Genomic DNA, 22,524 nt, shown 5'->3' on the forward strand with positions numbered 1-22,524 from the left:
CTCTGATGTTACATTGCACAAGATAAAAATATATCATCATGAACAATAAAACTGTCTGCTTACATAAACAGTAATACAAGGGGTGTTATGAGCCATATTCAACGGGAAACGTCTTGCTCGAGGCCGCGATTAAATTCCAACCTGGATGTTGATTTATATGGGTATAGATGGGCTCGCGATAATGTCGGGCAATCAGGTGCGACAATCTATCGATTGTATGGGAAGCCCGATGCGCCAGAGTTGTTTCTGAAACATGGCAAAGGTAGCGTTGCCAATGATGTTACAGATGAGATGGTCAGACTAAACTGGCTGACGGCATTTATGCCTCTTCCGACCATCAAGCATTTTATCCGTACTCCTGATGATGCATGGTTACTCACCACTGCGATCCCCGGGAAAACAGCATTCCAGGTATTAGAAGAATATCCTGATTCAGGTGAAAATATTGTTGATGCGCTGGCAGCGTTCCTGCGCCGGTTGCATTCGATTCCTGTTTGTAATTGTCCTTTTAACAGCGATCGCGTATTTCGTCTCGCTCAGGCGCAATCACGAATGAATAACGGTTTGGTTGATGCGAGTGATTTTGATGACGAGCGTAATGGCTGGCCTGTTGAACAAGTCTGGAAAGAAATGCATAAGCTTTTGCCATTCTCACCGGATTCAGTCGTCACTCATGGTGATTTCTCACTTGATAACCTTATTTTTGACGAGGGGAAATTAATAGGTTGTATTGATGTTGGACGAGTCGGAATCGCAGACCGATACCAGGATCTTGCCATCCTATGGAACTGCCTCGGTGAGTTTTCTCCTTCATTACAGAAACGGCTTTTTCAAAAATATGGTATTGATAATCCTGATATGAATAAATTGCAGTTTCATTTGATGCTCGATGAGTTTTTCTAATCAGAATTGGTTAATTGGTTGTAACACTGGCAGAGCATTACGCTGACTTGACGGGACGGCGCTTCCCTACCCTCATGGCCGCCTCCCAGGAATCGACCCAGGTGCTTATCGTGGACATAATCCTTTACTCATAAATTTATCTTATTCCATTATTGTACCTGTCGCGCAAAAGTTGCAGAAAAGCCATAAACGCAGGAGAATCCTGTCGGCGGTGAGGATAATAAATATGGTAGCCGTCAAAATATGGACACCACTCGGTCAGAACAGCAATCAGCTTGCCGCTTTTGATATATCCATCTGCAACATACTCGGGAATATAGGCAATCCCCAGCCCGTCTAATGCTGCATCGAGCTGATGAATCGTGCTGTTCGCAATATATTGCCCTTTGACTTTCAGACTGAATTTCTGAGCATCTTTCTCGAATTCCCAGGCGTACAATCCACTCGTATCAGAATAGCGGACGTTAATGCAGTTGTGGTTCAAAAGATCCTGCGGCTTCCTGGGCTTAGCATAACGCTTAAAATAATCTGGTGCAGCAACAACAAGCTGGCGCCAGTTCTGGCTTATTTTTGCGGCAATCATATCATTATTCAGAACATCGCCCGGACGAATCCCGGCATCAAAACGCTGATCAACAATATCTGTAAATCCATAGTCAATGCCGATTTCAATCTGAATATCTGGGTAGCGACTCAGAAAGTCCGGTAATACAGGACGGATCAAATACTGGATAACATCATCTGCCGCCGTGAGGCGTATGACGCCAGTGGGTTTTTCCCTAAGCTCACTCAACCGACTAATAGCATCATCAACCTGTTCCATTAACGGGCCAACTTCGTTAATGAGCCTTTCACCTGCTTCCGTAGTGGAGATACTGCGGGTGGTTCTGGCCAGCAGGCGGATCCCAAGCCTTTCCTCAAGAGATTTCACCGTGTGGCTGATGGCTGAGGGTGTCACACCTATTTCAGCTGCGGCTTTGGTAAAGCTTTTCAGCCTGGCCACTGTTAAAAAAACCTTTAATTCATCCACACGATTCCTCCTCCTCGGTCCCTACTGGAGACGTCAGCGTACCAGTCTGTCATTAATTATCAAATAAATTTCACAAGTAAGTGAAATTTATGTTGATTAATAAATAAAATTCAAAATGGTACTTTATATTCCACGACGTGAATATGTCCTCGTTGTAGTGACGGCTTTTAATTCTGAAAATGAGGTAATCATTATGCAAGATTTTATCTATCATAATCCGGTAAAAATTCTTTTTGGTCGCGATCAAATTTCTGCGTTAGCACAAGAAGTCCCGCAGGGTAAAAAGGTCATGATTGTCTATGGCGGGGGCAGCGTTATAAAACACGGTATATTGAAACGCGTAAAAGAGTCCCTGACAAACACCCTGGTTTATGAGTTTGGCGGTGTAGAAGCAAACCCTCATTATGAAACCCTGATGAAAGCCGTTGAGATTGTCAGAACAGAAAAAATTGATTTTCTTCTGGCCGTGGGCGGCGGTTCAGTGATCGACGGGACTAAATTTATTGCCGCCGCAGCCCTCTACGAAAATGATCCATGGGAGATCGTCAAGAGTTATGGCGGCGTGGTGAAACAAGCTCTCCCTTTTGGATGCGTGCTGACCCTGGCGGCCACGGGTTCAGAGATGAATAACACGGCGGTGATTAATCGGGTGACCACCCAGGATAAACTCTTTTTCACCTCCCCTTACGTTATGCCGAAATTTTCAGTGCTCGAACCGGAAATGACCTACACGCTGCCTGAACAACAAACCGCAAACGGGGTTGTTGATGCCTTTGTCCACGTTCTTGAGCAATACATTACTTACCCGGTTAACGCTAAGGTGCAGGATCGCCTGGCGGAAGGACTGCTGAGCACGCTGAAAGAAGAAGGCCCAGTAGCCCTTAAAAATCCACAGAACTACGACGCCAGAGCTAACATCATGTGGGCTGCGACGATGGCCCTGAATGGAATGTTGAGCGCAGGTGTCCCAACTGACTGGGCTTCTCACATGATTGGCCAGGAAATTACTGCATTATACGGAATCGACCACGCCCGTACCCTCGCTATCGTTATGCCTGCACTATGGCGCTTGTGCAAAAAGGAAAAAGCAGAAAAGCTGGCTCAGTACGGTGCGCGTGTCTGGAATATTCCTGAGTCTGATAGCGAAAAAATGGCCGATGAGGCTATCAATGCCACCGTGGAATTTTTTGAACTGATGGGCGTTAAAACCCGACTTTCTGATTATGGTCTGGGCGCGGAAGATATTTCAGCTGTTATCGGCAAGTTAAAAGAACATGGGCACATCGCATTAGGTGAACATGGAAAAATTACTGCTGAAGTGGCGGAAACAATACTGAACATGGCACTTTAATTGACTAACGATCTACTCTATTAGGCGCTAAGCCTGCGCACCTGGCAGGCTTAATTAAACATTAACGGTATTGCAAAATGCAGAAAATGAATGACACATTTCCCTATATGCCATTAATGGCTTTTGCGATGACCGGATTTATTTGCATCATGACGGAAACTATTCCAGCAGGATTATTGCCAGAAATCAGTAAGGGAATGAATATTTCGCTGGCTAGCGCAGGCCAGTGGGTCACCGTCTACGCCCTCGGGTCATTATTTGCCGCTATTCCGTTAACTATCGTTACCCGGTCGTGGAATCGGAAATATGTCTTATTAATGACCGTAGCGGGATTCTTCATTTTTAATACCATTACCGCACTTTCATCAAATGTTTACCTGACCCTGTTAGCGCGTTTGGGGGCCGGGGCGGCTGCGGGACTGGCGTGGAGCCTGCTGGCGGGGTTTTCACGCCGAATTGTTGAGCCGCTTCATCAGGGTCGGGCTATGGCGATAGCCATGGCTGGGACACCGCTGGCGCTCTCACTAGGCGTTCCGCTGGGAACCTGGCTTGGGCATTATCTTGGCTGGCGCCTGACGTTCGGTATTATGTCAGTACTTTCGCTGTTACTAATGATATGGATCCGTATCAGCGTTCCGGACTCTGCGGGGCGGCTTTGTTGAATAAATCGAACTTTTGCTGAGTTGAAGGATCAGATCACGCATCTTCCCGACAACGCAGACCGTTCCGTGGCAAAGCAAAAGTTCAAAATCACCAACTGGCCCACCTACAATAAAGCCCTCATCAACCGTGGCTCCATAACTTTCTGGCTGGATGATGAAGCTATTCAGGCCTGGTATGAGTCAGCAACACCTTCTTCACGAGGCAGACCTCAGCGCTATTCTGACCTTGCCATCACGACTGTGCTGGTCATTAAACGCGTATTCAGGCTGACCCTGCGCGCTGCGCAGGGCTTTATTGATTCCATTTTTTCTCTGATGAACGTTCCGCTACGCTGCCCGGATTACAGCTGTGTCAGCAGGCGGGCAAAGTCGGTTAACGTCAGTTTCAAAACGTTCACCCGGGGTGAAATCGCGCATCTGGTGATTGATTCCACCGGGCTGAAGGTCTTTGGTGAAGGCGAGTGGAAAGTCAAAAAGCATGGCCAGGAACGCCGTCGTATATGGCGAAAGTTGCATCTGGCAGTTGACAGCAACACACATGAAATCATCTGTGCAGACCTGTCGCTGAACAATGTGACGGACTCAGAAGCCTTCCCGGGTCTTATCCGGCAGACTCACAGAAAAATCAGGGCAGCATCGGCAGACGGCGCTTACGACACCCGGCTCTGTCACGATGAACTGCGGCGTAAGAAAATCAGCGCGCTTATCCCACCCCGAAAAGGTGCGGGTTACTGGCCCGGTGAATATGCAGACCGTAACCGTGCAGTGGCTAATCAGCGAATGACCGGGAGTAATGCGCGGTGGAAATGGACAACAGATTACAACCGTCGCTCGATAGCGGAAACGGCGATGTACCGGGTAAAACAGCTGTTCGGGGGTTCACTGACGCTGCGTGACTACGATGGTCAGGTTGCGGAGGCTATGGCCCTGGTACGAGCGCTGAACAAAATGACGAAAGCAGGTATGCCTGAAAGCGTGCGTATTGCCTGAAAACACAACCCGCTACGGGGGAGACTTACCCGAAATCTGATTTATTCAACAAAGCCAAGTCTATCAGTAAAGAGAATGAGAGATCAAAGTGGTCATTTTAATTGAGCTGGATAACGGACATTTCAATTGAGCCTTGACAAAGATTAATTAAGAACAAATCCAGCCGTTTCGGGCCCAGCCTTAGTTCTGCTCATTCAGCGAATTATGCCCATAGATTCTATGCCATCAACGTTCATAACTGTCGTTACAGTCTTGCGTGTTCTCTACGGCGATCACCTGCACATCCTGAAAGCGCAACCCATCCACACCGGAAATTTTCCCAAACTCTGTCGCGTCAATAAAAATCCCCTCCAGCGTTAACCCGGCCACAGGACGCTCCGGATACCCCGCAATGAAAAATGCCCGCGAGAAATATTTGTTGTCTGAGCGACGCGCCGTCATATTTTTAATCGTCAGTCCGCTGACCTCAGTAAGACCGGCTTCGCCCTCAACACCTTCAGCCAGCTTGCGCCAGTGTTCTGGTTTATCAGATAAATTGCTCTGGTCGCCATAGCTGTACTGCGGAAACCAGTTCAGCTGGATCAGCACCGGAAAACGTACGTCCGTAAGACGTAAATTTTGGACGGTGATATCACGGATAAACCCGCCACGGTTGCGGGCCGACTTAATGCGAAACCCGACGCCCGTTCCGTTAAACGCGTTATCTTCTATCAGGACGCGTTCAATGCCACCTGAAGTTTCACTCCCCAGCGTGATCCCGGATCCCTTATTCAGCGTACATCCTCGAATCACTATATCCCGCGCGGTACGTGCTTTTTGCGCCGCTTCGCGTCCTCGTCCAGATTTGATGCAAATATTGTCGTCATTGCAGGACACAATGCAGCGTTCAATCCGCGCCTGTTCGCAGGAGTCGACGTCAATCCCGTCGGTGCTCGGCCCCGCAGAATTGCTGATTTGCACACCCTCAACCGCGATACGGCGCGAATAACAGAGGTGTATGTTCCAGAATCCGGACTCCCGACTGGTAAAATCACGCAGCAGAATGTTCTGGCTTTCAAAGACCAGGATATTGCGCGGGCGCTGACAGTCGTAATCAACCACCCAGCGTAATCCTCTGGCGCTGTAATCGCCAACCATGCCGCTGCGTTCGTCATCGCCCCAGAAGCGTTGCCACCAGATGACACCCTGCCCGTCTATCGTGCCTGTACCGGTAATGCTGACGTTTTCACAATCAATGATATTAATAATGCCTGCCGGCCAGCGCATATCAATGCCGGCCACCCGGGTGTTTATCAGGGGATAATCAGCCAGATCCTGGCTTCCAACGAGCTGTGCGCCAGCATCCAGGCGAAGCGAAACACCGCTTTTCAGAAACAGTGCGCCGGTCAGAAAACGGCCTTGCGGAATAACAATGACATCGTTCTCTTGAGCACTGTTTATGGCCTGCTGAATGGCAGACGTTGACAGGCGTTGCGCGGTTGGGTCCGCGCCACACGCCAGAATGGAGATCGCTTTCATGGCTTGTCCTTAAACAGATGAAAGCCTTAGTCTAGAAATCCGCGTGAAGGATAACCTTTGTCTGTTTGACAGCCTGGCGGTCAGGCTGGCAAAAAAGCGGATATTTACTGGCTTGCGATCACCGTAACGCCCTTTTCTTTCATGGCGCTCACCCAGCGTTCATCCGTTGTGTTTTCAACAACCAGCGTATTCACCAGCGACAGGTCGCCAATCACGAACGCCGAGGCCGTGTTGATCTTTTCCGGTGAGGCCAGTACCACCGTTTCCGCCGCTCTGCCGGAAAATGCACGTTTGATGCACGCTTCTTCATAATCTCCGGTGGTCAGCCCGGCCTCAGGATGCACGCCGGTGACACCCATGAAAAACAGATCCGCATGAATATTATTGATGCCTTCAATTGCGGCCGCGCCGACCGTGACGATGGAGTGTTTATACAAACGACCACCGATCAGGATCACCTCTATGCTCGGATGGCCGACCAGACCCAATGCGATACCCGGGCTGTGCGTCACCACGGTTATCGGTAAATCGGGTGGCAAGAATGTAATAAGTTCGGAGGTGGTCGTCCCGCCATCAATGATCACCACCTGCCCCGGTGAAATGAGCTGCGCGCCTCGCCGTGCCACGCGTTTTTTTGCATCCATTTTGACGGACTGACGCTCGGCAAAAGGCGCAATCGCTGAAGATGCTGGCAGTGCACCGCCGTGAACACGCTGCAAACGCCCTTCTGCCGCCAGTTCACGTAAATCCCGGCGGATAGTGTCCTCAGACACCGAGAAAAAGAGGCTGAGTGCAGTTGACTGGACCTGGCCTTCCGCCTCCAGTTTTTCCAGAATCAACTGTTTACGCTGGCTTGTAAGCATGATTTATTCCTGATGTTGCACGATATGTCTTGTATTTGCGCGATAGTGCTGTTTATGATGCTTACTCTACGAGAGGAGAGACAAACGTGCAATCAAAACGTGCAGATATACGCATCATCAACAGCGAAACGTTGTCCGACAACTGGTATAACCTGAAAAAATACACTTTTGACCTCCAGCGCAGCGATGGCGACTGGCAGCGGCAAGAGCGTGAAGTGTATGACCGGGGGAATGGCGCGACGATCCTGCTCTATAATCGCGACAGCAAAACCGTCATTCTGACGCGTCAGTTCCGTTTCCCGGTGTTTATCAATGGTCACGAAGAGGATCTCATTGAGGCGGCCGCCGGGTTGCTCGATAACCTTGACCCGGAAAGCCGGATTAAGGCCGAAGCGGAAGAAGAAACCGGGTTTAAGGTGACGCGCGTAGAGAAAATTTTTGAGGCCTATATGAGCCCGGGCTCGGTTACCGAGAAACTCTACTTCTATCTGGCGGAATATCATCCGCAGGATCGGACCAGCGCGGGCGGCGGCGTTAAAGCTGAGGGGGAAGATATCGACGTGCTGGAAATGACGCTGGACGACGCGCTTCGGGGCATTGAAAATGGGCAGATCGTCGACGGAAAAACCATCATGCTGCTCTATCACCTGGCCCTCAAAGGCATTTTATAATCTCACCATTAGCCAGATACCTGCCCCGGCGCAGGTATTTGCCTGTGCTATTCTTGCTGAACACCTCAACATGGAGATGCGAAAATGGCCGACTGGGATCCCTCTCTTTATCTACAGTACAGCGCAGAACGCACACGTCCCGCCGCTGAGTTACTGGCCCGGGTGCCGCTTGCTGACATAACCTCAGCCGTGGATTTGGGCTGCGGGCCAGGCAACAGCACCGCGCTGCTGAAACAGCGCTGGCCTTCTGCGCAGATCGCCGGCGTGGATAACTCCCCGGCCATGCTGGAGGAAGCCCGACAGGCCCTGCCAGACTGCCACTTTGTTGAGGCGGATATCCGGCACTACAAACCTGACCAGCCGCTCAGCCTGATCTACGCCAACGCCTCATTGCAATGGATCCCGGACCATTACCACCTTCTGCCACACCTGGTTTCACTGCTCCAGTTAAACGGCGTGCTGGCGGTGCAAATGCCTGACAACTGGCTTGAGCCGACGCACGCCCTGATGCGTGAAGTTGCCTGGGAACAGGGCTACCCCGATCGTGGCCGCGAGCCATTGCCGGGTATCCATGCCTACTACGATATTCTGACGGAAGCGGGATGTGACGTGGATATCTGGCGCACCACCTACTTCCATCAGATGAGCTCTCATCAGGCGATTATTGACTGGGTCAGCGCGACGGGGTTACGGCCGTGGTTACAGGAACTCAACGAAAGCGAGCAGAAAAACTATCTGAAACGCTACCTTGAGCTGCTGGAAGAGCAGTATCCGCTCCAGGAGAACGGGCAGATACTGCTGGCTTTTCCGCGCCTGTTTATGGTGGCTCAGCGGGTTCCGTAAGCCGGATCAGGAACGCGCTTCCTTGAGCAACTGCTGAATCACGGCCTCCTGCTTGTCGTAGTTACCTTCGCCAAACGCGGTGTAACGCAGTTGCCCTTTCGCATCGAAATAGTAATGCGCTGGCCAGTACTGATTTCCGAACGCGCTCCAGATTTTGTAGTTATTATCCGTCACTACGCGGTACGGCAGCTGCCATTTATTGACCGCGTTTTTCACCGATGATAACGGCTTTTCCCAGGGGTATTCCGGGGTATGGACGCCAATCACCACCAGACCTTGTGACTCATATTTCTTCGCCCAGTCTCGAACATGCGGAAGGGTATGCTGGCAGTTGATACAGTCCCAGGTCCAGAAATCGATAAGCACAACTTTCCCCCGCAAGGCCTCAGACGTGACAGGGTCACCGTTTACCCAGCCCGTACCGCCGCTTAATGATGGTAGCTGGCTGCTCGTTGTTGCGTCAGCGACTGGTTGCAGTTTCACCTGCGTGGAGGATGGTTGCGCAAGGCTCAACAGAGCGTTTTCCAGCTGGTCGGCAATACCGTTGGCACCTTTCAGGGCTGAGGTCATCCCGCTGGCGTTGAACGCAACGGCAGCTAACATCATCACTCCCGCTCCCTGACGCAAACGCGCCATCAATGCGGATTTGGCTCTCAGAGGGGTTATCAGCTTACGGCCCCCCGCGACAAGCAGCCCCAGCATCAACGCGCATCCACTGCCGTAAGCGGCTAACAGCGCTCCGGTTGCGATGGCCGAGTGGCCCGCAATATTAATGCTGAAGATCGCCCCGAGAATCGGTCCGGCACAGGGGGACCACAGAAGTCCAACGGCCAGCCCTGCCAGAAAAGCCGAAACCAGGCCGCGTCGCTGAACGCTGTGGGTGTTGAGAACGTTTCCCGCACTGACCGCCGGACGGGCAATGCGCTGAGCAAACTGCGGGAAGATCAGAGCCAGGGCGGCAATGCTCAGTATCAGCAGCGCAATCCAGCGACCGATAACGGTGGCGTCAGCGATCCACTCGCTGGCAACCGTTACTACCATCGCCACCAACGTGAACATCACAATCATTCCCGCCAGAAGCGCCAGAATGTGTTTGCGCTGCCCCTGAAAGCCAGCGAACAGCAGAGGAATGACGGGAAGCGTGCACGGACTGAGCAGGCTAATCATGCCGCCCAAAAAAGCGATTATCAGAAACATAACGACCTCACGATACGGTTGCTGCGAAGGTGCAGTGAGGTTATTTGACCGTACGAATGTGTTCAGGCCGTGTGCGAAAAGCTGAATTTTGTCTGCCTGCGTATCGGCACGGGGTGCAGATACACAGGCGTACAATTAACCGCGCGGAAGAGTCACGCTTACGACCAGCCCGCCCTCTGCCCGGTTTGCAAGATGCAATTTCCCGTCAAGCTGGGCGGTAAGCTGCGCGGCAATGGCGAGGCCTAACCCGGTGCCGCCCGTTTCGCGGTTGCGCGACGTTTCAACCCGGTAGAACGGCTGTAACACCGCCTCCAGTTCTGCCTCCGGGATGCCGGGGCCGTTATCCATAATACGGATCGCTACCTGCCTTTCATCTTCATCAATCTCTATAACCGCGCTATCGCCAAACTTGAGCGCATTATCCAGCAGATTGGTCATTACCCTGCGCAATGCCTGTGGACGAGTAACGATCGGCAGACGCGCATTGCGTGCATGAAACTGCACGTTTTTACCAATGTCCTGATAATCACTGGCGATGCTGTTAACCCACGCGTTCAGCTCCAGCTTCAGCGTGGTCTCTTCCAGTGATTCTGATGACCGGGCATAGGCAATCCCCTCCCGTACCAGGCGCGACATATTATCCAGGTCGCTCAGCAGCTTATCGCGGAGTTCGGGCTGATCTGCCATTTCGATCCGCAGCTTCATGCGCGTGATGGGCGTCTGGAGATCGTGAGAAATGGACGCCAGAATCTGCGCGCGTTCACGCAGATACGTTTGTATCCGCGACTGCATCTCATTAAAAGCGTGTGCAGCCTGGCGCACTTCAACCGGTCCTTTTTCAGTCATCGGTGAATGGGCCGCAGGATCGAGGGAATCAACCGCACGCGTGAATTGCAGGAAAGGCCGGACAACCTGGCGTACGGCAATCCAGGAGCAGAGCGCGACAAGTAACAGCTGAAGAACTAGCACCACGGGTAACCAGCTGGCGACAGGCGGCATGCGCGGGATCAGATCGATAGTGAGCGGTGCGCCGTCGCGGAGCGTCAGATGGGCCTGAATATGGGAGATCGGCCCTGGCACCGCCGTAAACTGGAGCGGATATTGGGCTGAAAGCGTCTCTTTCAGGGTGCGAATTGCATCCCGCGAGCGCTTGTCCGTTGGTGCGGCGCCTGCCTCGCCGGGGCCAAGGATATAACGATAATTACCGCGACTGAGCCGTTCCAGCCACTCTGGCCGCTCTTTGGCCGGAAGCCGGTCGAGAATGGCCACGCTGGTCGCCACGTCATTCTCAAGATTGCCCAGCATAACCGTGCGCGCGCTGTGCATTCGCTCAACCATGACCAGCGTCAGGCTGAGCGCGTTAGCCAGTAAGAGTCCAAGCAGCACAATGATCAGCAGCCGGGCCAGTAAGGTGCGGGGCCACAGCGTCATTCATTGGCCTCGACGATGGTCACCGGCATGGTAAAAACGTAGCCTTCGCTGCGAACGGTTTTAATGTAGGCCGGCGTGCGGGCATCTTCATTCAGGCGCTGTCGCACGCGGCTCACCAGGAGATCAATCGAACGCTCAAACAGCTCGGCATCACGTCCCTGCGTCAGGTTCAGCAGCTGATCGCGGGTCAGCACCCGTTGAGGATGATCGAGGAATACGCGCAAAAGGCGATATTCCGCCCCGCTGAGCGCCACAACCATCCCCTCGTTATCAATCAGATGACGCGCCACGGTATCCAGTTGCCATTCACCGAACACCACCAGGCGCCCTGCCTCGGTCACCTGAAGATTAGGCGGCATAGTACGAAAACGACGCAGGATAGCTTTGATACGCGCCAGCAGTTCGCGGGCCACAAACGGTTTCACCACATAATCGTCGGCGCCCATCTCCAGTCCCAGGATCCGGTCCGTGTCCTCGTTGCGCGCGGTGAGCATCAGGATCGGCAGATCCTTATGCCTGCTGCTGCGCAGCTGTCGACACAGCGTCAGGCCATCATCGCCGGGCATCATCACGTCCAGCACCACCAGGTCGATATGCTGTTTGTCGAGCACTACGCGCATCTCTTTCCCGTTCGCCGCGCCAGAGGCGTGGTAGCCGGATTTCACGAGGTAATCGACAATCAGTTCACGAATATCCCTGTCGTCATCGACGACAAGGATGTGATCAATATGCTCCACCGCAGGCTCCTGATTAAGAGGTAACGGATTGAAAATAGCACATATCAGAGCTTATCCGCGTCGACAACGGCTTTAACAAAGTCCTGCGGATCTTCCTGCGGCGGGTTGTGGCCAACCGTTGCGCCGAAAGTACGGTGCTCATATTTTCCGGTGAATTTCCCCGCATAGGCTGCGGGTGCAGGATGTGGTGCTCCGTTGTTACCACCCTCGATGGTGATGGTCGGCACCGTAATATTCGGCAGCGTAGCTAGCTTTTGTTCGTAGGCGTCATATTTCTGCTCACCCTTCTCCAGCCCCAGACGCCAGCGGTAATTACTGAGCGTGACGGCAACGTGGTCCGGGTTATCGAGGGATTTGGCGCTGGCATTGAAGGTGGCATCGCTGAATTTCCAGTCAGGCGAAGCCTGGGACCAGATCAACCGGGCAAAATCGTGCGTATTTTTAGCATAGCCCTCCGCCCCGCGCGGCGTGGCGAAATAGAACTGATACCACCACTGAACCTCTGCCTTCGGCGGTAAAGGCTGTTTGCCAATCGCCTGGCTGCTGATCAGGTAGCCACTTACCGAGACCAGCGATTTCACCCGTTCCGGCCAGAGCGCTGCAACGATATCTGCCGTACGCGCCCCCCAGTCATAACCGGCAAACACCGCCTGTTTGATATTCAGGGCGTCCATCAGGTTGACGATGTCTTTTGCCATTGCCGAAGGCTGGCCGTTTCGCGGCGTTTTATCAGAAATAAAGCGTGTGGTGCCGTACCCGCGCAGGGACGGCACAATGACACGATACCCCTTCGCGGCCAGCGCGGGGGCCACTTCTGCATAACTGTGAATGTCGTACGGCCAGCCATGCAGCAGGATCACCGGTTGCCCCTCTTTTGGCCCGATATCGACGTAACCGACGTTCAAATCGCCAGCGTTAATCTGTTTAACCTGGTTAAAGGCCGACGCGTAATCCTTACCCGTCGCTTCTGCCTGGCAGGACATCACGGTGCCAAGTGATACGGTCAGGGCGACGGCTGAGTATGCGAGTTTATTAAACATGATGTTATCTCCGGGTAAGTTCAGTTGACGGAGATATAACACCATGCGTTTGTACAGGAGATGTGTGCGGATGCGGTTTTATTGCATACCTGTGTATGTATCACAGAGGCAGATACAGTGTGATACAAACCCAGGTATTAAACGACTAAAGCGAGATTCGGTACCGGACGTAATCGTCGGCTTCACCATAGTGATCATACAGCTTACGCGCCGGATTGTTCATGCGGGTTACCCAGTAGAGTTTTGACCACCCTTCCCGCTTGCCTTCATCGATCAGGGCGTCGATAAGCGCTTTACCCGCCCCTGCGCCACGTTCGGCAGCGTCAACAAACAGATCTTCCAGATAGCAAACGGGCGCGGTTGACCAGGTCCCTTCATGCAGGACGCACATGGCGAAGCCGATGACGCGGCCGTCCTTCTCCACGACACGGCAAAACAGAGATGATGAATCTGCGAGCGCCCTGTCCCAGGTGGCCGCGGTAACGGACTCGTCAAGGTAGCACTCATAAAAATGGGTATAGCCATCCCACAGCGGTCGCCATTGTGGGTAATCTTCTGTCTGTAACGGGCGTACGATGAGTGTCATGTGTTCCTCACATTATCCTTGCCGCTCTTTAGGCGCATGATGCGAGCCAGCGTGGCAAGACGCTTCGAACGACAATATAGCGTGAACAGCACAAAGCCTCGACTGTTTAACACCATACGGCTAATTACCAAAGCGATCGTTGCAATGATCAGCTGCCAGCTACTGCCATCAGAAATGGTCAGATAGTGAAGCCATTGCAGTACCGTTAATGTCAGCAGGATGATGAAAAGCGCTAAAAACCCTGATAGCCCTGAAGTGTATCCCCGGGCAAGGAAGGCACTCGCGAGCATCAGGAAGATAAGTATCGCTAGCGATGGGACAAAAAAACTGAGTGTATGTAGCGTTGGCGACATACTGGATATTGTCTGGAGAAATGGCAGCAAATTAAACGCAAAAATCACCAGAAATAGCGGTAATAATATCGCTACCGGATAAGCATTTTGCCGTGGCAGCTCACTAAGCGGGCGTGAAAAATACCGCTCCAGTTCGGGTGTGGAATGGTTTAATAAATCATTGTCATGGCGGGCAATAGCGTCCTCAATCCGTTTTCCGTGTTGCAGGAGCTCGTAAGAAACGTGTCCGGTTAACAAGTGCAGAATTTTCATCAAAAAACCGCCAGTGACTGGATAGTACCGATAATGTATTCCTTCACCTTTTCAGGCCGGTTGATTACGTTAACTCAACATCGTTTTCATCGTATCTAAAGTACAGTACATCGCAACAGAATGTTATTAAGATGAAAATACCAGAACCCAAACAAAAGCATAACGCTTAATTATGGAGATCAGGGGATGACCATACCCACGCTTACCACCGAGCGCCTGATATTACGCCCCCTGATTGCAGAAGATGCCGTCCAGATCCAGCAAAGCTATCCGCGCTGGGAGATTGTCCGCTATATGGTGGCTTCAGTCCCCTGGCCCTACCCGGAAAACGGTGCAGAAAATTATGTCAACAACGTTGCACTGCCCGATATGGCCAAAGGGATTGCGTGGTTCTGGACGATTCGCCGTCGCGAAGCGCCTGACGAACTGATGGGGTTGATTTGCCTGTATGACGTGGAGGACAACAACCGGGGCTTCTGGCTCGCGCCGGAATTTCAGGGCCAGGGATATATGCGCGAGGCGAGCATTGCGGCCACGGATTACTGGTTCAATACGCTTAACAAACCGGTGTTGCGCGCGCCGAAAGCGGCTGCAAACAGCCGCTCCCGACGTATTTCAGACAGCAGCGGCATGCGGCTCATCAGGACGGAGAAGAAAGCCTATGTCAGCGGCCTGCTGGATTCGGAGCTGTGGGAAATCACCCGCGACGAGTGGAATGCCCGTCAGGTCAGCTGATAATGCTTATCCGGCATCAGTCTTTCAGGGATGTTCTCTTCATCGTTCATCTGCAACAGATCGCGCTCCATCATGTTGCAGATGGCGTCCAGCGGCAGATCGTTATCTTCCGTCCCAAACGGATCTTCCAGCTCTTCCGCCAGCGTGTCCAGCGAGATAAAGGTGTAGGAAATCAGTGCAGAGACAAAGGGCGTCATGTAATGCAGATCAACTACCAGCGCAAACGGCAGCATGATGCAGAACAGATACACCGTCCGGTGCAGGATCAGCGTATAGGCAAACGGGACCGGCGTATTGGCGATACGCTCACAGCCAGCCAGCACGATGGACATATCATTCAGGCGGTTGTTGAGGCTGTGAAACAGAATGTCTGAAAGGTGCCCGCTACGCCGCCGTACGGCCAGCCACTCCCCCATGATCAGCAGGATACGGTTCGCCGGCGAGTTGGCGTCCATCACTTTGCGTAAATCGTCTGGAGCCAGATAGCGGGACAGCTGATCGGCATTGGTTTCTCTGCGCAGGGTCATTCGCAGACAGTTAGCAAACGCGATTTGCAGGCGGACAAACTCTCCAAGATGTTTATCATCCGGCAAGGTGTTTTTTACCTCGCGAAACAGCGAGCGCGCCGCTATCATCAACTGCCCCCAAAGCAGACGCGCCTCAACGTAGCGCGAATAACAGGCGTTATTGCGAAACCCCAGGAAGATGGCGATAGCCACACCCAGAATGCTGAACGGCGCGACGGTAAACCGGATACCCAGCGAGGTGTACCACGGCAGCATGACAATCACGGCGATGGAAAGCAGGAAGTTAAGCAGCAGTCGGGTATAAATTTTGGGAAGTACCGAACCATGCCAGACAAAAATCAGTTGCAGCCAGTGCTGTTGAGGACGAACAATCATAATCAGCTTCAGAAAAGTAAAGAGCGCGGCTATTAAACGTGATCCCCCTCACGGTTGCAAGCATGTTAATAGTTCATTGCATTTTCTGACCTGTTAAGCCTGAACCGCACGGTGCCGCAAGTGCGTTCTAAAAAAAGAACGGATAGTATGTTGTAACTAAATAGGGTCTTTAAAATACCCGGCAAACGCCGGGCATTATGATTAGCAGAGCGGTTTCACCGCATCGCGCATGCCTTTGCTTAAAATCGCATCCAGATCCAGCGCAACCTGGTCTACCAGTCCGTTAACCAGAGTGAGATCCTGTTCCCAGTGTTCGCTCACGCTTAACACCGACGATACCAGTTCACGGGTAGTGACCTGTTTGTCGTGATGTTGCGTCCACAGCTGCTGGTAACGTTCAAGCCAGTGCGCATCGTCCTGCACCGGATAGCGCTCACCGTTGCGCTCGGCACGGTAAAATGCAATCAGCGCCGCCAGAGCAAAGGTCAGACGTGCTGGCAATTTGCCGGTCGCCTTCTGCCCTGCCAGCAGTTGCGGCAGAATACGGGTGCGGTACTTGGTCATCCCGTTCAGTGCAATCGACAGCAACTGATGCTTAATGTACGGATTACGGAAACGCCCCGTTACGGCACTGGCGAAGGAGTGCAGCTCGTCGCGCGGCAGATCCAGGACGGGAATAATTTCCTCATAAATAGCCTTCTCGACGAACGCGCAAATTTCCGCGTCGTTCATGGCTTCCCCTACCGTATCCAGGCCGGCCTGAAAAGCGACCGGAACCAGCGCCGTGTGCGCGCCGTTGAGGATCGCCACCTTACGCTCTTTATACGGTTTAATATCGTCAACAATCAGGACGTTAAGCGAGTATTTATCCAGGCGCAGTTCTGCTGCAAGTGATTTTGGCCCCTGAATAACAAACAGATAGAAATGTTCTGCCGTGTCGAGGAAGCTGTCTTGATAGCCCAGACCAGCTTCCAGCTCTGCCACCTCATCACGCGGATAGCCGGTAACAATGCGGTCAACCAGCGTCGAGCAGAAGGTGTTAGCGTTATTCAGCCACGCAATGAATGCCGCCGGCAGCGCCCACTCCTGTGCATAGCGCAGCACCAGTTCACGCAGGGCATCGCCGTTGTAGTCGATAAGCTCACAAGGAATAATGATCCAGCCTTTATCCGCAGCCCCGTTAAAGTGGGTAAAGCGCTCGAACAGCAGACGCGTCAGTTTGGCCGGATAGCTGGCAGCAGGCGCATCGTCATACTTATCGCCCGCGTGATAGCTGATGCCCGCTTCCGTGGTGTTGGAGAAGACAAACCGCATGTCCGGGTTATGGGCGAGCGCCAGAAATTCATCGTACTGGCTGTAGACGCTGATTTCACGATTTACGGAACGAATAAGACGCGCATCGCTTACCGCTTCTCCCTGCTCATTCAGACCACGAATAATTGTGGTATACAGACCATCCTGGGTGCTCAGCGACGGCGGAAAATCGCTCTGGATCGGCCGCACAATCACCACACCGGCATTGAGATCGGTATGCTCGTTTAAGAGGTCGATTTGCCAGTCAACGAACGCGCGCAGGAAGTTACCTTCGCCAAACTGGATGATACGTTCAGGGTAGCACGCACCGGGGAAATCACGACGGTTGAGAGTGTTCACAATGGAGGTCCTTTATGATTAGTCATACAGCCTGATAAGATTGGTGTGATAACTTATCAAAACTTCAGGACCAGAACCCCTGTCTGGATCAACTCAGGACGCGATGGTGAAAAATATCAAAGAAATTTATAGAACATCGAGGTCGCAGTCATGTCCCCGTTCGGCATCAGGGCGTAGCGTGGGATCTCCCCCGCCTTTTGCCAGCCCGCTCTCTGATAAAACGTCTCCGCGCCGCTGCCGGTTGAGGTATCAAGCACCAGCACCGTAAGCGCTTTTTCACGCGCAACCGCCTCCAGGGATTCCATCAGCGCCATTGCCGCCCCTTTACGGCGCGCTTTCTCATGAACCAGCAGTTTCGCGACATCAGCACGGTGCGGCTGGTTTTCAGGCTGATCGGTGATCAGCTGGACCGTGCCAACCAGCCCCTGCTCCGCATCAAAACAGCCCAGGACGGTACGCTCGTCGCGCCCGACGCTGTCTGCGACGCCGAGCCAGAAGGTTTGGGCTTTCCCGGCAGAAAAAGGCAGCATAAAGCTGACGGAGGCGCCGCCGTTGACACAGTTGACGAGAATATCGTTCAGGGCATCAATGTGGGTGAGGATGTCCTGTCGGGAGAGAGGTTTAATCAGCATGGGAGAGTTCATTGCGCGTCCTTAGGTTGAATCTCTCCACTTTGCTATTAACATTTTTGTAACGCAATAAGCGATGACATAGGATTTCGTTATGTCATTTTTCGCCGTGGTGTTGCCGCTTCATGGCGTACATTTGCGCATCCGCGTGTTTTAACCATGCCTGAATATCGTTGCGGTGATGATCGAACTCGCTCAGCCCCCAGGAGAACTGTAACGACCAGGGATGCAGCTGACGCGCGTTATACTTTTCCGTTTGTTCGACGAGATACTGCATGGCGATCCAGGCGCCAGGCTCATCGGTATCCGCAAACAGCACCGCGAACTCATCTCCCCCGAAACGTACCAGCAGATCGGCCTCGCGGAACGAGGAACGCATCAGGGCGGCCATCGCTTTCAGAGCTTTGTCACCCTCCTGATGTCCGAAGCGATCGTTAATGGTTTTGAAATGGTCCAGATCCAGCCAGCCAAGGGTTAACGGTTCTGCCCGACGCTGCGAAACCGACAGTGCAAACTGCGCAAACTGGTTAAACCCGCGACGGTTAAACAATCCCGTGAGTTCATCGGTCGTGGCGGCGCTAACGGCTGCAAATTCATCCTCCGCCAGCGCGCTGAGATCGGCCAGTACGGCGGCATCCGCCGCGGTAAACTCCCGCGGCGCGTAATCAATGAGACACAACGATCCTACGCACGCCCCGTCGCGTAAACGCAGCGGGAAACCGGCATAAAAGCGCACGCCCGGATCTCCCGCCACCTGCGGATTATCCGCGAAGCGTTCGTCCAGGAGCGTGTCACTCACCACCAGCGGCGCGTCACCCAGGATCGTATGACCGCAAAACGAGAGGTCGCGAGGCTGGCTAGCGAGTGCCCGGCCGTCAGCAGATTTCACGATCGCGGCGTGGTCATCCACCAGCGTAATCATCGCCAGCGGCACCCTGAAAAAGCGTGTTGCCAGCCGCGTAAGACGATCAAACGCGGGATAATTGTCGATCTCAAGCAGACCGGATTCGCGCAGCGCATTCATGCGCTCCGCTTCATTAACGGGAATTTGAGGTGCCTTCATAACGTCTCCTGACGCTGAGCATTAGTAAAAGCGTAGCTTAAACAGAGACATTGTCAGTTCAGGAGGCACGATTTACCTCTATGACCAGCCAATGATGGATTACGTTGACGATATACTGTTGTTGCTGCGCACTCAGCGGCACGCCCTGCGGAATAGCGTGCCACTTAGCCAGACAGCCCCGACAGCAGGTTGCCGTGGCATGCTGGGCGATAAAAACCGGATGGCCGCGCATCGGCGTCTGCTTACCGTCATTCACCGGGTGTGCAGGCGCCAGCCGCGCGGCGACAAAATCGGCGGCATGCTTATCGATAGTCTCTGCGCCCTTATCCCAGCAGTATTGCCGCTCTTTCGTCCCTAAATGAAATCGTGAACGAAACGTGGAGCGAGCCAGGCGCGCGAACAGAGGATCTAACGTGGACATCAGTATACGGACCGTCCAAGACGTTTGGTCAGCTGTTCCAGCGCCGCTACGCCCGCCAGTGAATTTCCGGTCTCGTCCAGTTCCGGGCTCCAGACGGCAATCGCCATCTCGTGGGGGACAATCGCCACGACCCCACCGCCAACGCCGGATTTAGCCGGCAGCCCCACGCGCCAGGCAAACTCCCCGGCATTCTGATACATTCCGCTGGTTGCCATTAAGGCGTTGATCTGCCGGGCCTGCATTGGGGAGACAACGTCCTCGACCAGATGAGGGGCATGGCCCTGATGCGCCAGAAACAGAAAAGTCTGCGCCAGTTCAACGCAGTTCATCTTCAGCGCGCAGTAATGAAAATAGTTTTGCAGCACCGTGGCAACGTCATTATGAAAGTTGCCGAAGGACTTCATCAGCCAGGCGATGGCGGCGTTACGTGCAGAGTGTTCAAACTCAGAGCGCGCTACCACCGGATCGTAGGCGATGTCCTGCACGCCGGAAAGCTGCCGCACAATCTGGAGCATCCGCTGGCGCGGCGCGCTCAGCCGGCTTTGCAGCATATCGCACACCACCAGCGCCCCGGCGTTAATAAATGGGTTACGCGGCTTACCCTGTTCGATTTCCAGCTGAAGAAGGGAGTTAAACGGCTGACCGGACGGATCTTTGCCCACCCGCTGCCAGATCTCCTGCTCGTCATACTGGCGCATGGCGGCAACGAGGCTAAGCACTTTTGAGATCGACTGAATGGAAAATCGCTCCAGCGCGTCTCCCGCCTGAAAACGCTGCCCGTCGACAGTACAAATGGCGATGCCGAGCTTATTACCGCTGATCGAGGCCAGCGCGGGAATGTAATCGGCAACCTTACCCTGCCCCAGTAACGGACGAACCTGCGCCAGAATCTCGTCCAGCATCTCATTATGGATGACCGCAGCCACACTTTGCTCCTTGCCCTCAGGCTAAAACGGGCTGCGAGTATAACAGAGGCTTATACGTCACGTCAGGCAGGGAGACGAAAACGCGAGACGGCCTGCAACAAAAGATCGGACTGTTGATGCAGGCGCTCAGAGGCATTTGACGCTTCGCTAACCAGCACATCAGTCTGACGTGATACCTGATTCAGCGCCTGAAGCTGACGGGTCATCTGATGGATGCTATCCCCCTGATTCAGGGTGGCCAAGGAAATATCATTCAGCAGGCTGCTCAGATTCGCCACCAGCCCGGTGACCTGTTGCAAATTCTCTTCCAGACGGTTTACCACCTGAGATCCTTCCTCAATGCCCTGAAGCGAGTGGTTAATCAGCGCCTGGATGGTTTGCGTAGAGTGACTGCTTTTTCTGGCCAGCAACCCCACTTCCCGGGCGACCACCGCAAATCCGCGCCCCTGCTCTCCTGCATGGGCGGCTTCAATGGCAGCATTGAGGGCGAGAATGTTGGTCTGAAACGCCACGCTGTCGATCATCGCGACGATCCCGCGCATCTCTGAGGATCGGTCGACGATCGTCTGCATCGAGCCATTCACCGCCGTCATCATTTGCTCCCCGCCTACGGCAGCCTGTCGGGCTTCATCCGCGCGCGAGCGGGCGAGTTTTGCATAACCTGTGTTCCCCTCAACGTGGGTTTCGAGATCGGCGATATGCGCGGTCACCTCCTCCAGCTCTTTGGCTTGTCGCGTAGACTGCTGATAAAGCTTCTGATTCCCCTGCGCAAGTGACCCAATATTTTCAACCATGGCGGTAGTGGCCTCGCTGACCTGAGTCACCAGCTGCTGTAGCCCAAGCTGCATGGCGGTAATACTGCCGCAGAGCTGGCTGATTTCACGGTTAAAGCGCACAACGTCAGGCGGCGTGCCTGATAAATCCCCTGCCGCAAGCTGGTTAATATGGATAATCAGACGGCGTAGCGGGGATATCACCCACTTCGCCATCCCAAACCAGACGGCTATGGCAATGGCCAGCAGCACCAGCGGCGCAAACAGGAACAGCCGTTGCAGGCCTGAGAGTTGTTCCATGAGCGACTGACGCCCCTGTATCGCCTGCTTCTCACTCCGTTGCTGATAGCGTGCAAAGTTGTCATTAAAATCGGTCTGAAAGGCCTGGGCGGGTACAGCAAAAAAGAGGTCGATGCTGTTGGTTTTCACCAGCCCTTCCGCCTGCTCGCTAATGGCACCGAAGAACAGCTGATAGCTGTTAACAAGCCCCTCGTCCTGCGGAGGATTAAGTGCGAGCCATGCTTGCCATGCCTGTTTAGACGCCGCCAGGGATTTTTGCGCCTCGTCCATCAGGCTATGCCAGCTCCCTTCCGAGCCGGTCTCTTTATCCTGCATAAAGTACACGCCGGAGCGGTTGAGCAGATCGCTTGCGGCCAGCAGAGAAATACGGGCCTGATCCAGCCTGCTCTGCTGCTGCCAGGCCAGCTGATTGCGCTGTTCGTTACGCTGGGCTTCATTCAGGGAGGCGGTGAGCAGGAAGGAGGAAGAGAGTTGCAGGGCGGAGAAAAGGCCAATGATACAAAAGATGCCGGTCAGCAGGCCAAACTGACGAGGAATAAAGCGCGGCGCAAGACGACTAAAAATTTGCGTTAGGTTCATAATTTTCTTCTGTAACAATACGTTAGACGCGGCGAGTCTACGAAACGAAAATGACAGAACCATTACGCAAAAATGACAGGAAACGTGAATTGCCGGGTAGCGGCCTGGCCTTACCC

At 53.4% G+C, this 22,524-nt stretch carries 22 protein-coding genes and 1 pseudogene; 7 read left to right on the forward strand and 16 right to left on the reverse strand.

Translation table 11 applies throughout. The annotated features are described in order from the left end of the window. Positions 1-87: 87 nt before the first annotated feature. Positions 88-903: an aminoglycoside O-phosphotransferase APH(3')-Ia gene (locus tag AM329_RS06215; RefSeq protein ID WP_012695470.1), complete on the forward strand. Its 816-nt coding sequence runs from the start codon at positions 88-90 to the stop codon at positions 901-903. Positions 904-1,039: 136 nt separating this feature from the next. Here AM329_RS06215 and AM329_RS06220 read toward each other — a convergent pair whose 3' ends face one another. Further along, positions 1,040-1,933: a LysR family transcriptional regulator gene (locus AM329_RS06220; RefSeq protein ID WP_012695469.1), complete on the reverse strand. Its 894-nt coding sequence runs from the start codon at positions 1,931-1,933 to the stop codon at positions 1,040-1,042. Positions 1,934-2,126: 193 nt separating this feature from the next. Here AM329_RS06220 and AM329_RS06225 point away from each other — a divergent pair, with 193 nt between their 5' ends. The 3 genes and pseudogenes from AM329_RS06225 to AM329_RS06235 all read left to right on the forward strand — a co-directional run bounded on the left by AM329_RS06225 (position 2,127) and on the right by AM329_RS06235 (position 4,936). Next, positions 2,127-3,284, forward strand: coding sequence for an iron-containing alcohol dehydrogenase (locus tag AM329_RS06225; RefSeq protein ID WP_021243026.1), 1,158 nt, complete (start codon positions 2,127-2,129; stop codon positions 3,282-3,284). A gap of 86 nt (positions 3,285-3,370) precedes the next feature. Continuing rightward, positions 3,371-3,937: pseudogene (locus AM329_RS06230) on the forward strand (MFS transporter); the annotation flags it as partial. A 30-nt stretch (positions 3,938-3,967) separates the two neighbouring features. Next, a complete protein-coding gene (locus tag AM329_RS06235) occupies positions 3,968-4,936 on the forward strand; it encodes an IS5-like element IS903B family transposase (protein ID WP_022652343.1) in 969 nt (322 codons plus the stop codon). A 225-nt stretch (positions 4,937-5,161) separates the two neighbouring features. On the opposite strand, the gene AM329_RS06240 is transcribed toward AM329_RS06235, so the two are convergent. Further along, positions 5,162-6,454, reverse strand: coding sequence for a glycoside hydrolase family 28 protein (locus AM329_RS06240; RefSeq protein ID WP_032609218.1), 1,293 nt, complete (start codon positions 6,452-6,454; stop codon positions 5,162-5,164). Between the two features lie 104 nt (positions 6,455-6,558). Continuing rightward, entirely contained in the window at positions 6,559-7,317 is a 759-nt protein-coding gene (locus tag AM329_RS06245; protein ID WP_003857136.1) for a DeoR/GlpR family DNA-binding transcription regulator, read from the reverse strand. A gap of 86 nt (positions 7,318-7,403) precedes the next feature. Between AM329_RS06245 and AM329_RS06250 the strand changes: the two genes are divergently transcribed. Together AM329_RS06250 and tam are read left to right on the forward strand one after the other, a co-directional pair. Then, positions 7,404-7,988 (forward strand): GDP-mannose pyrophosphatase nudK, encoded by a 585-nt coding sequence (locus tag AM329_RS06250; RefSeq protein WP_001190898.1) that lies wholly within the window; start codon positions 7,404-7,406, stop codon positions 7,986-7,988. 84 nt (positions 7,989-8,072) lie between these two features. Next, a complete protein-coding gene (gene tam, locus AM329_RS06255) occupies positions 8,073-8,831 on the forward strand; it encodes a trans-aconitate 2-methyltransferase (protein WP_023314159.1) in 759 nt (252 codons plus the stop codon). 6 nt (positions 8,832-8,837) lie between these two features. Here the strand turns inward: tam and AM329_RS06260 are convergent, their stop codons facing one another. The 6 genes from AM329_RS06260 to AM329_RS06285 all read right to left on the reverse strand — a co-directional run bounded on the left by AM329_RS06260 (position 8,838) and on the right by AM329_RS06285 (position 14,427). Further along, positions 8,838-10,028 carry a cytochrome c biogenesis protein/redoxin gene (locus tag AM329_RS06260; RefSeq protein ID WP_032609217.1) on the reverse strand — a complete coding sequence of 397 codons (1,191 nt, stop codon included), beginning with the start codon at positions 10,026-10,028 and terminating at the stop codon, positions 8,838-8,840. A 135-nt stretch (positions 10,029-10,163) separates the two neighbouring features. Beyond that, positions 10,164-11,459 carry an ATP-binding protein gene (locus AM329_RS06265; protein ID WP_032609216.1) on the reverse strand — a complete coding sequence of 432 codons (1,296 nt, stop codon included), beginning with the start codon at positions 11,457-11,459 and terminating at the stop codon, positions 10,164-10,166. Continuing rightward, positions 11,456-12,196: a response regulator gene (locus AM329_RS06270; protein WP_022651194.1), complete on the reverse strand. Its 741-nt coding sequence runs from the start codon at positions 12,194-12,196 to the stop codon at positions 11,456-11,458. The genes AM329_RS06265 and AM329_RS06270 overlap by 4 nt, the downstream gene beginning before the upstream one ends. Before the next feature lie 44 nt (positions 12,197-12,240). After that, the gene (locus tag AM329_RS06275) at positions 12,241-13,236 is read right to left on the reverse strand and encodes an alpha/beta fold hydrolase (RefSeq protein ID WP_003857149.1); all 996 of its coding nucleotides are present in this window, start codon (positions 13,234-13,236) and stop codon (positions 12,241-12,243) included. Between the two features lie 145 nt (positions 13,237-13,381). Beyond that, complete coding sequence (locus tag AM329_RS06280) at positions 13,382-13,822, reverse strand: GNAT family N-acetyltransferase (RefSeq protein ID WP_023324653.1); 441 nt, start codon at positions 13,820-13,822, stop codon at positions 13,382-13,384. Next, positions 13,819-14,427 (reverse strand): hypothetical protein, encoded by a 609-nt coding sequence (locus tag AM329_RS06285; protein WP_023324652.1) that lies wholly within the window; start codon positions 14,425-14,427, stop codon positions 13,819-13,821. The genes AM329_RS06280 and AM329_RS06285 overlap by 4 nt, the downstream gene beginning before the upstream one ends. 186 nt (positions 14,428-14,613) lie before the next feature. Here AM329_RS06285 and AM329_RS06290 point away from each other — a divergent pair, with 186 nt between their 5' ends. Beyond that, positions 14,614-15,162: a GNAT family N-acetyltransferase gene (locus AM329_RS06290; RefSeq protein WP_032609212.1), complete on the forward strand. Its 549-nt coding sequence runs from the start codon at positions 14,614-14,616 to the stop codon at positions 15,160-15,162. Here the strand turns inward: AM329_RS06290 and AM329_RS06295 are convergent. From AM329_RS06295 to AM329_RS06325, 7 genes are all read right to left on the reverse strand, one after another. Then, positions 15,150-16,064, reverse strand: coding sequence for a bestrophin family protein (locus AM329_RS06295; protein ID WP_003857155.1), 915 nt, complete (start codon positions 16,062-16,064; stop codon positions 15,150-15,152). The two genes, AM329_RS06290 and AM329_RS06295, sit on opposite strands and share 13 nt — an antisense overlap. 201 nt (positions 16,065-16,265) lie before the next feature. Then, a complete protein-coding gene (locus AM329_RS06300; protein ID WP_032609210.1) occupies positions 16,266-17,717 on the reverse strand; it encodes a tagaturonate reductase in 1,452 nt (483 codons plus the stop codon). 116 nt (positions 17,718-17,833) lie between these two features. Next, on the reverse strand, positions 17,834-18,361 hold the full coding sequence (locus AM329_RS06305) for a GNAT family N-acetyltransferase (RefSeq protein WP_032609208.1): 528 nt from the start codon (positions 18,359-18,361) through the stop codon (positions 17,834-17,836). A gap of 82 nt (positions 18,362-18,443) precedes the next feature. Beyond that, positions 18,444-19,409, reverse strand: coding sequence for a sensor domain-containing diguanylate cyclase (locus AM329_RS06310; RefSeq protein WP_032609205.1), 966 nt, complete (start codon positions 19,407-19,409; stop codon positions 18,444-18,446). 58 nt (positions 19,410-19,467) lie between these two features. Further along, a complete protein-coding gene (locus AM329_RS06315) occupies positions 19,468-19,830 on the reverse strand; it encodes a DUF4186 domain-containing protein (RefSeq protein ID WP_003857163.1) in 363 nt (120 codons plus the stop codon). Next, entirely contained in the window at positions 19,830-20,732 is a 903-nt protein-coding gene (gene glsB, locus AM329_RS06320; RefSeq protein ID WP_176603001.1) for a glutaminase B, read from the reverse strand. The genes AM329_RS06315 and glsB overlap by 1 nt, the downstream gene beginning before the upstream one ends. Positions 20,733-20,818: 86 nt before the next feature. Further along, positions 20,819-22,408 carry a methyl-accepting chemotaxis protein gene (locus AM329_RS06325; RefSeq protein WP_032609201.1) on the reverse strand — a complete coding sequence of 530 codons (1,590 nt, stop codon included), beginning with the start codon at positions 22,406-22,408 and terminating at the stop codon, positions 20,819-20,821. Between the last annotated feature and the right edge of the window lie 116 nt (positions 22,409-22,524).

The organism is Enterobacter cloacae complex sp. AR_0002, from assembly GCF_001922365.1.
Classification (GTDB): domain Bacteria; phylum Pseudomonadota; class Gammaproteobacteria; order Enterobacterales; family Enterobacteriaceae; genus Enterobacter; species Enterobacter hormaechei_C.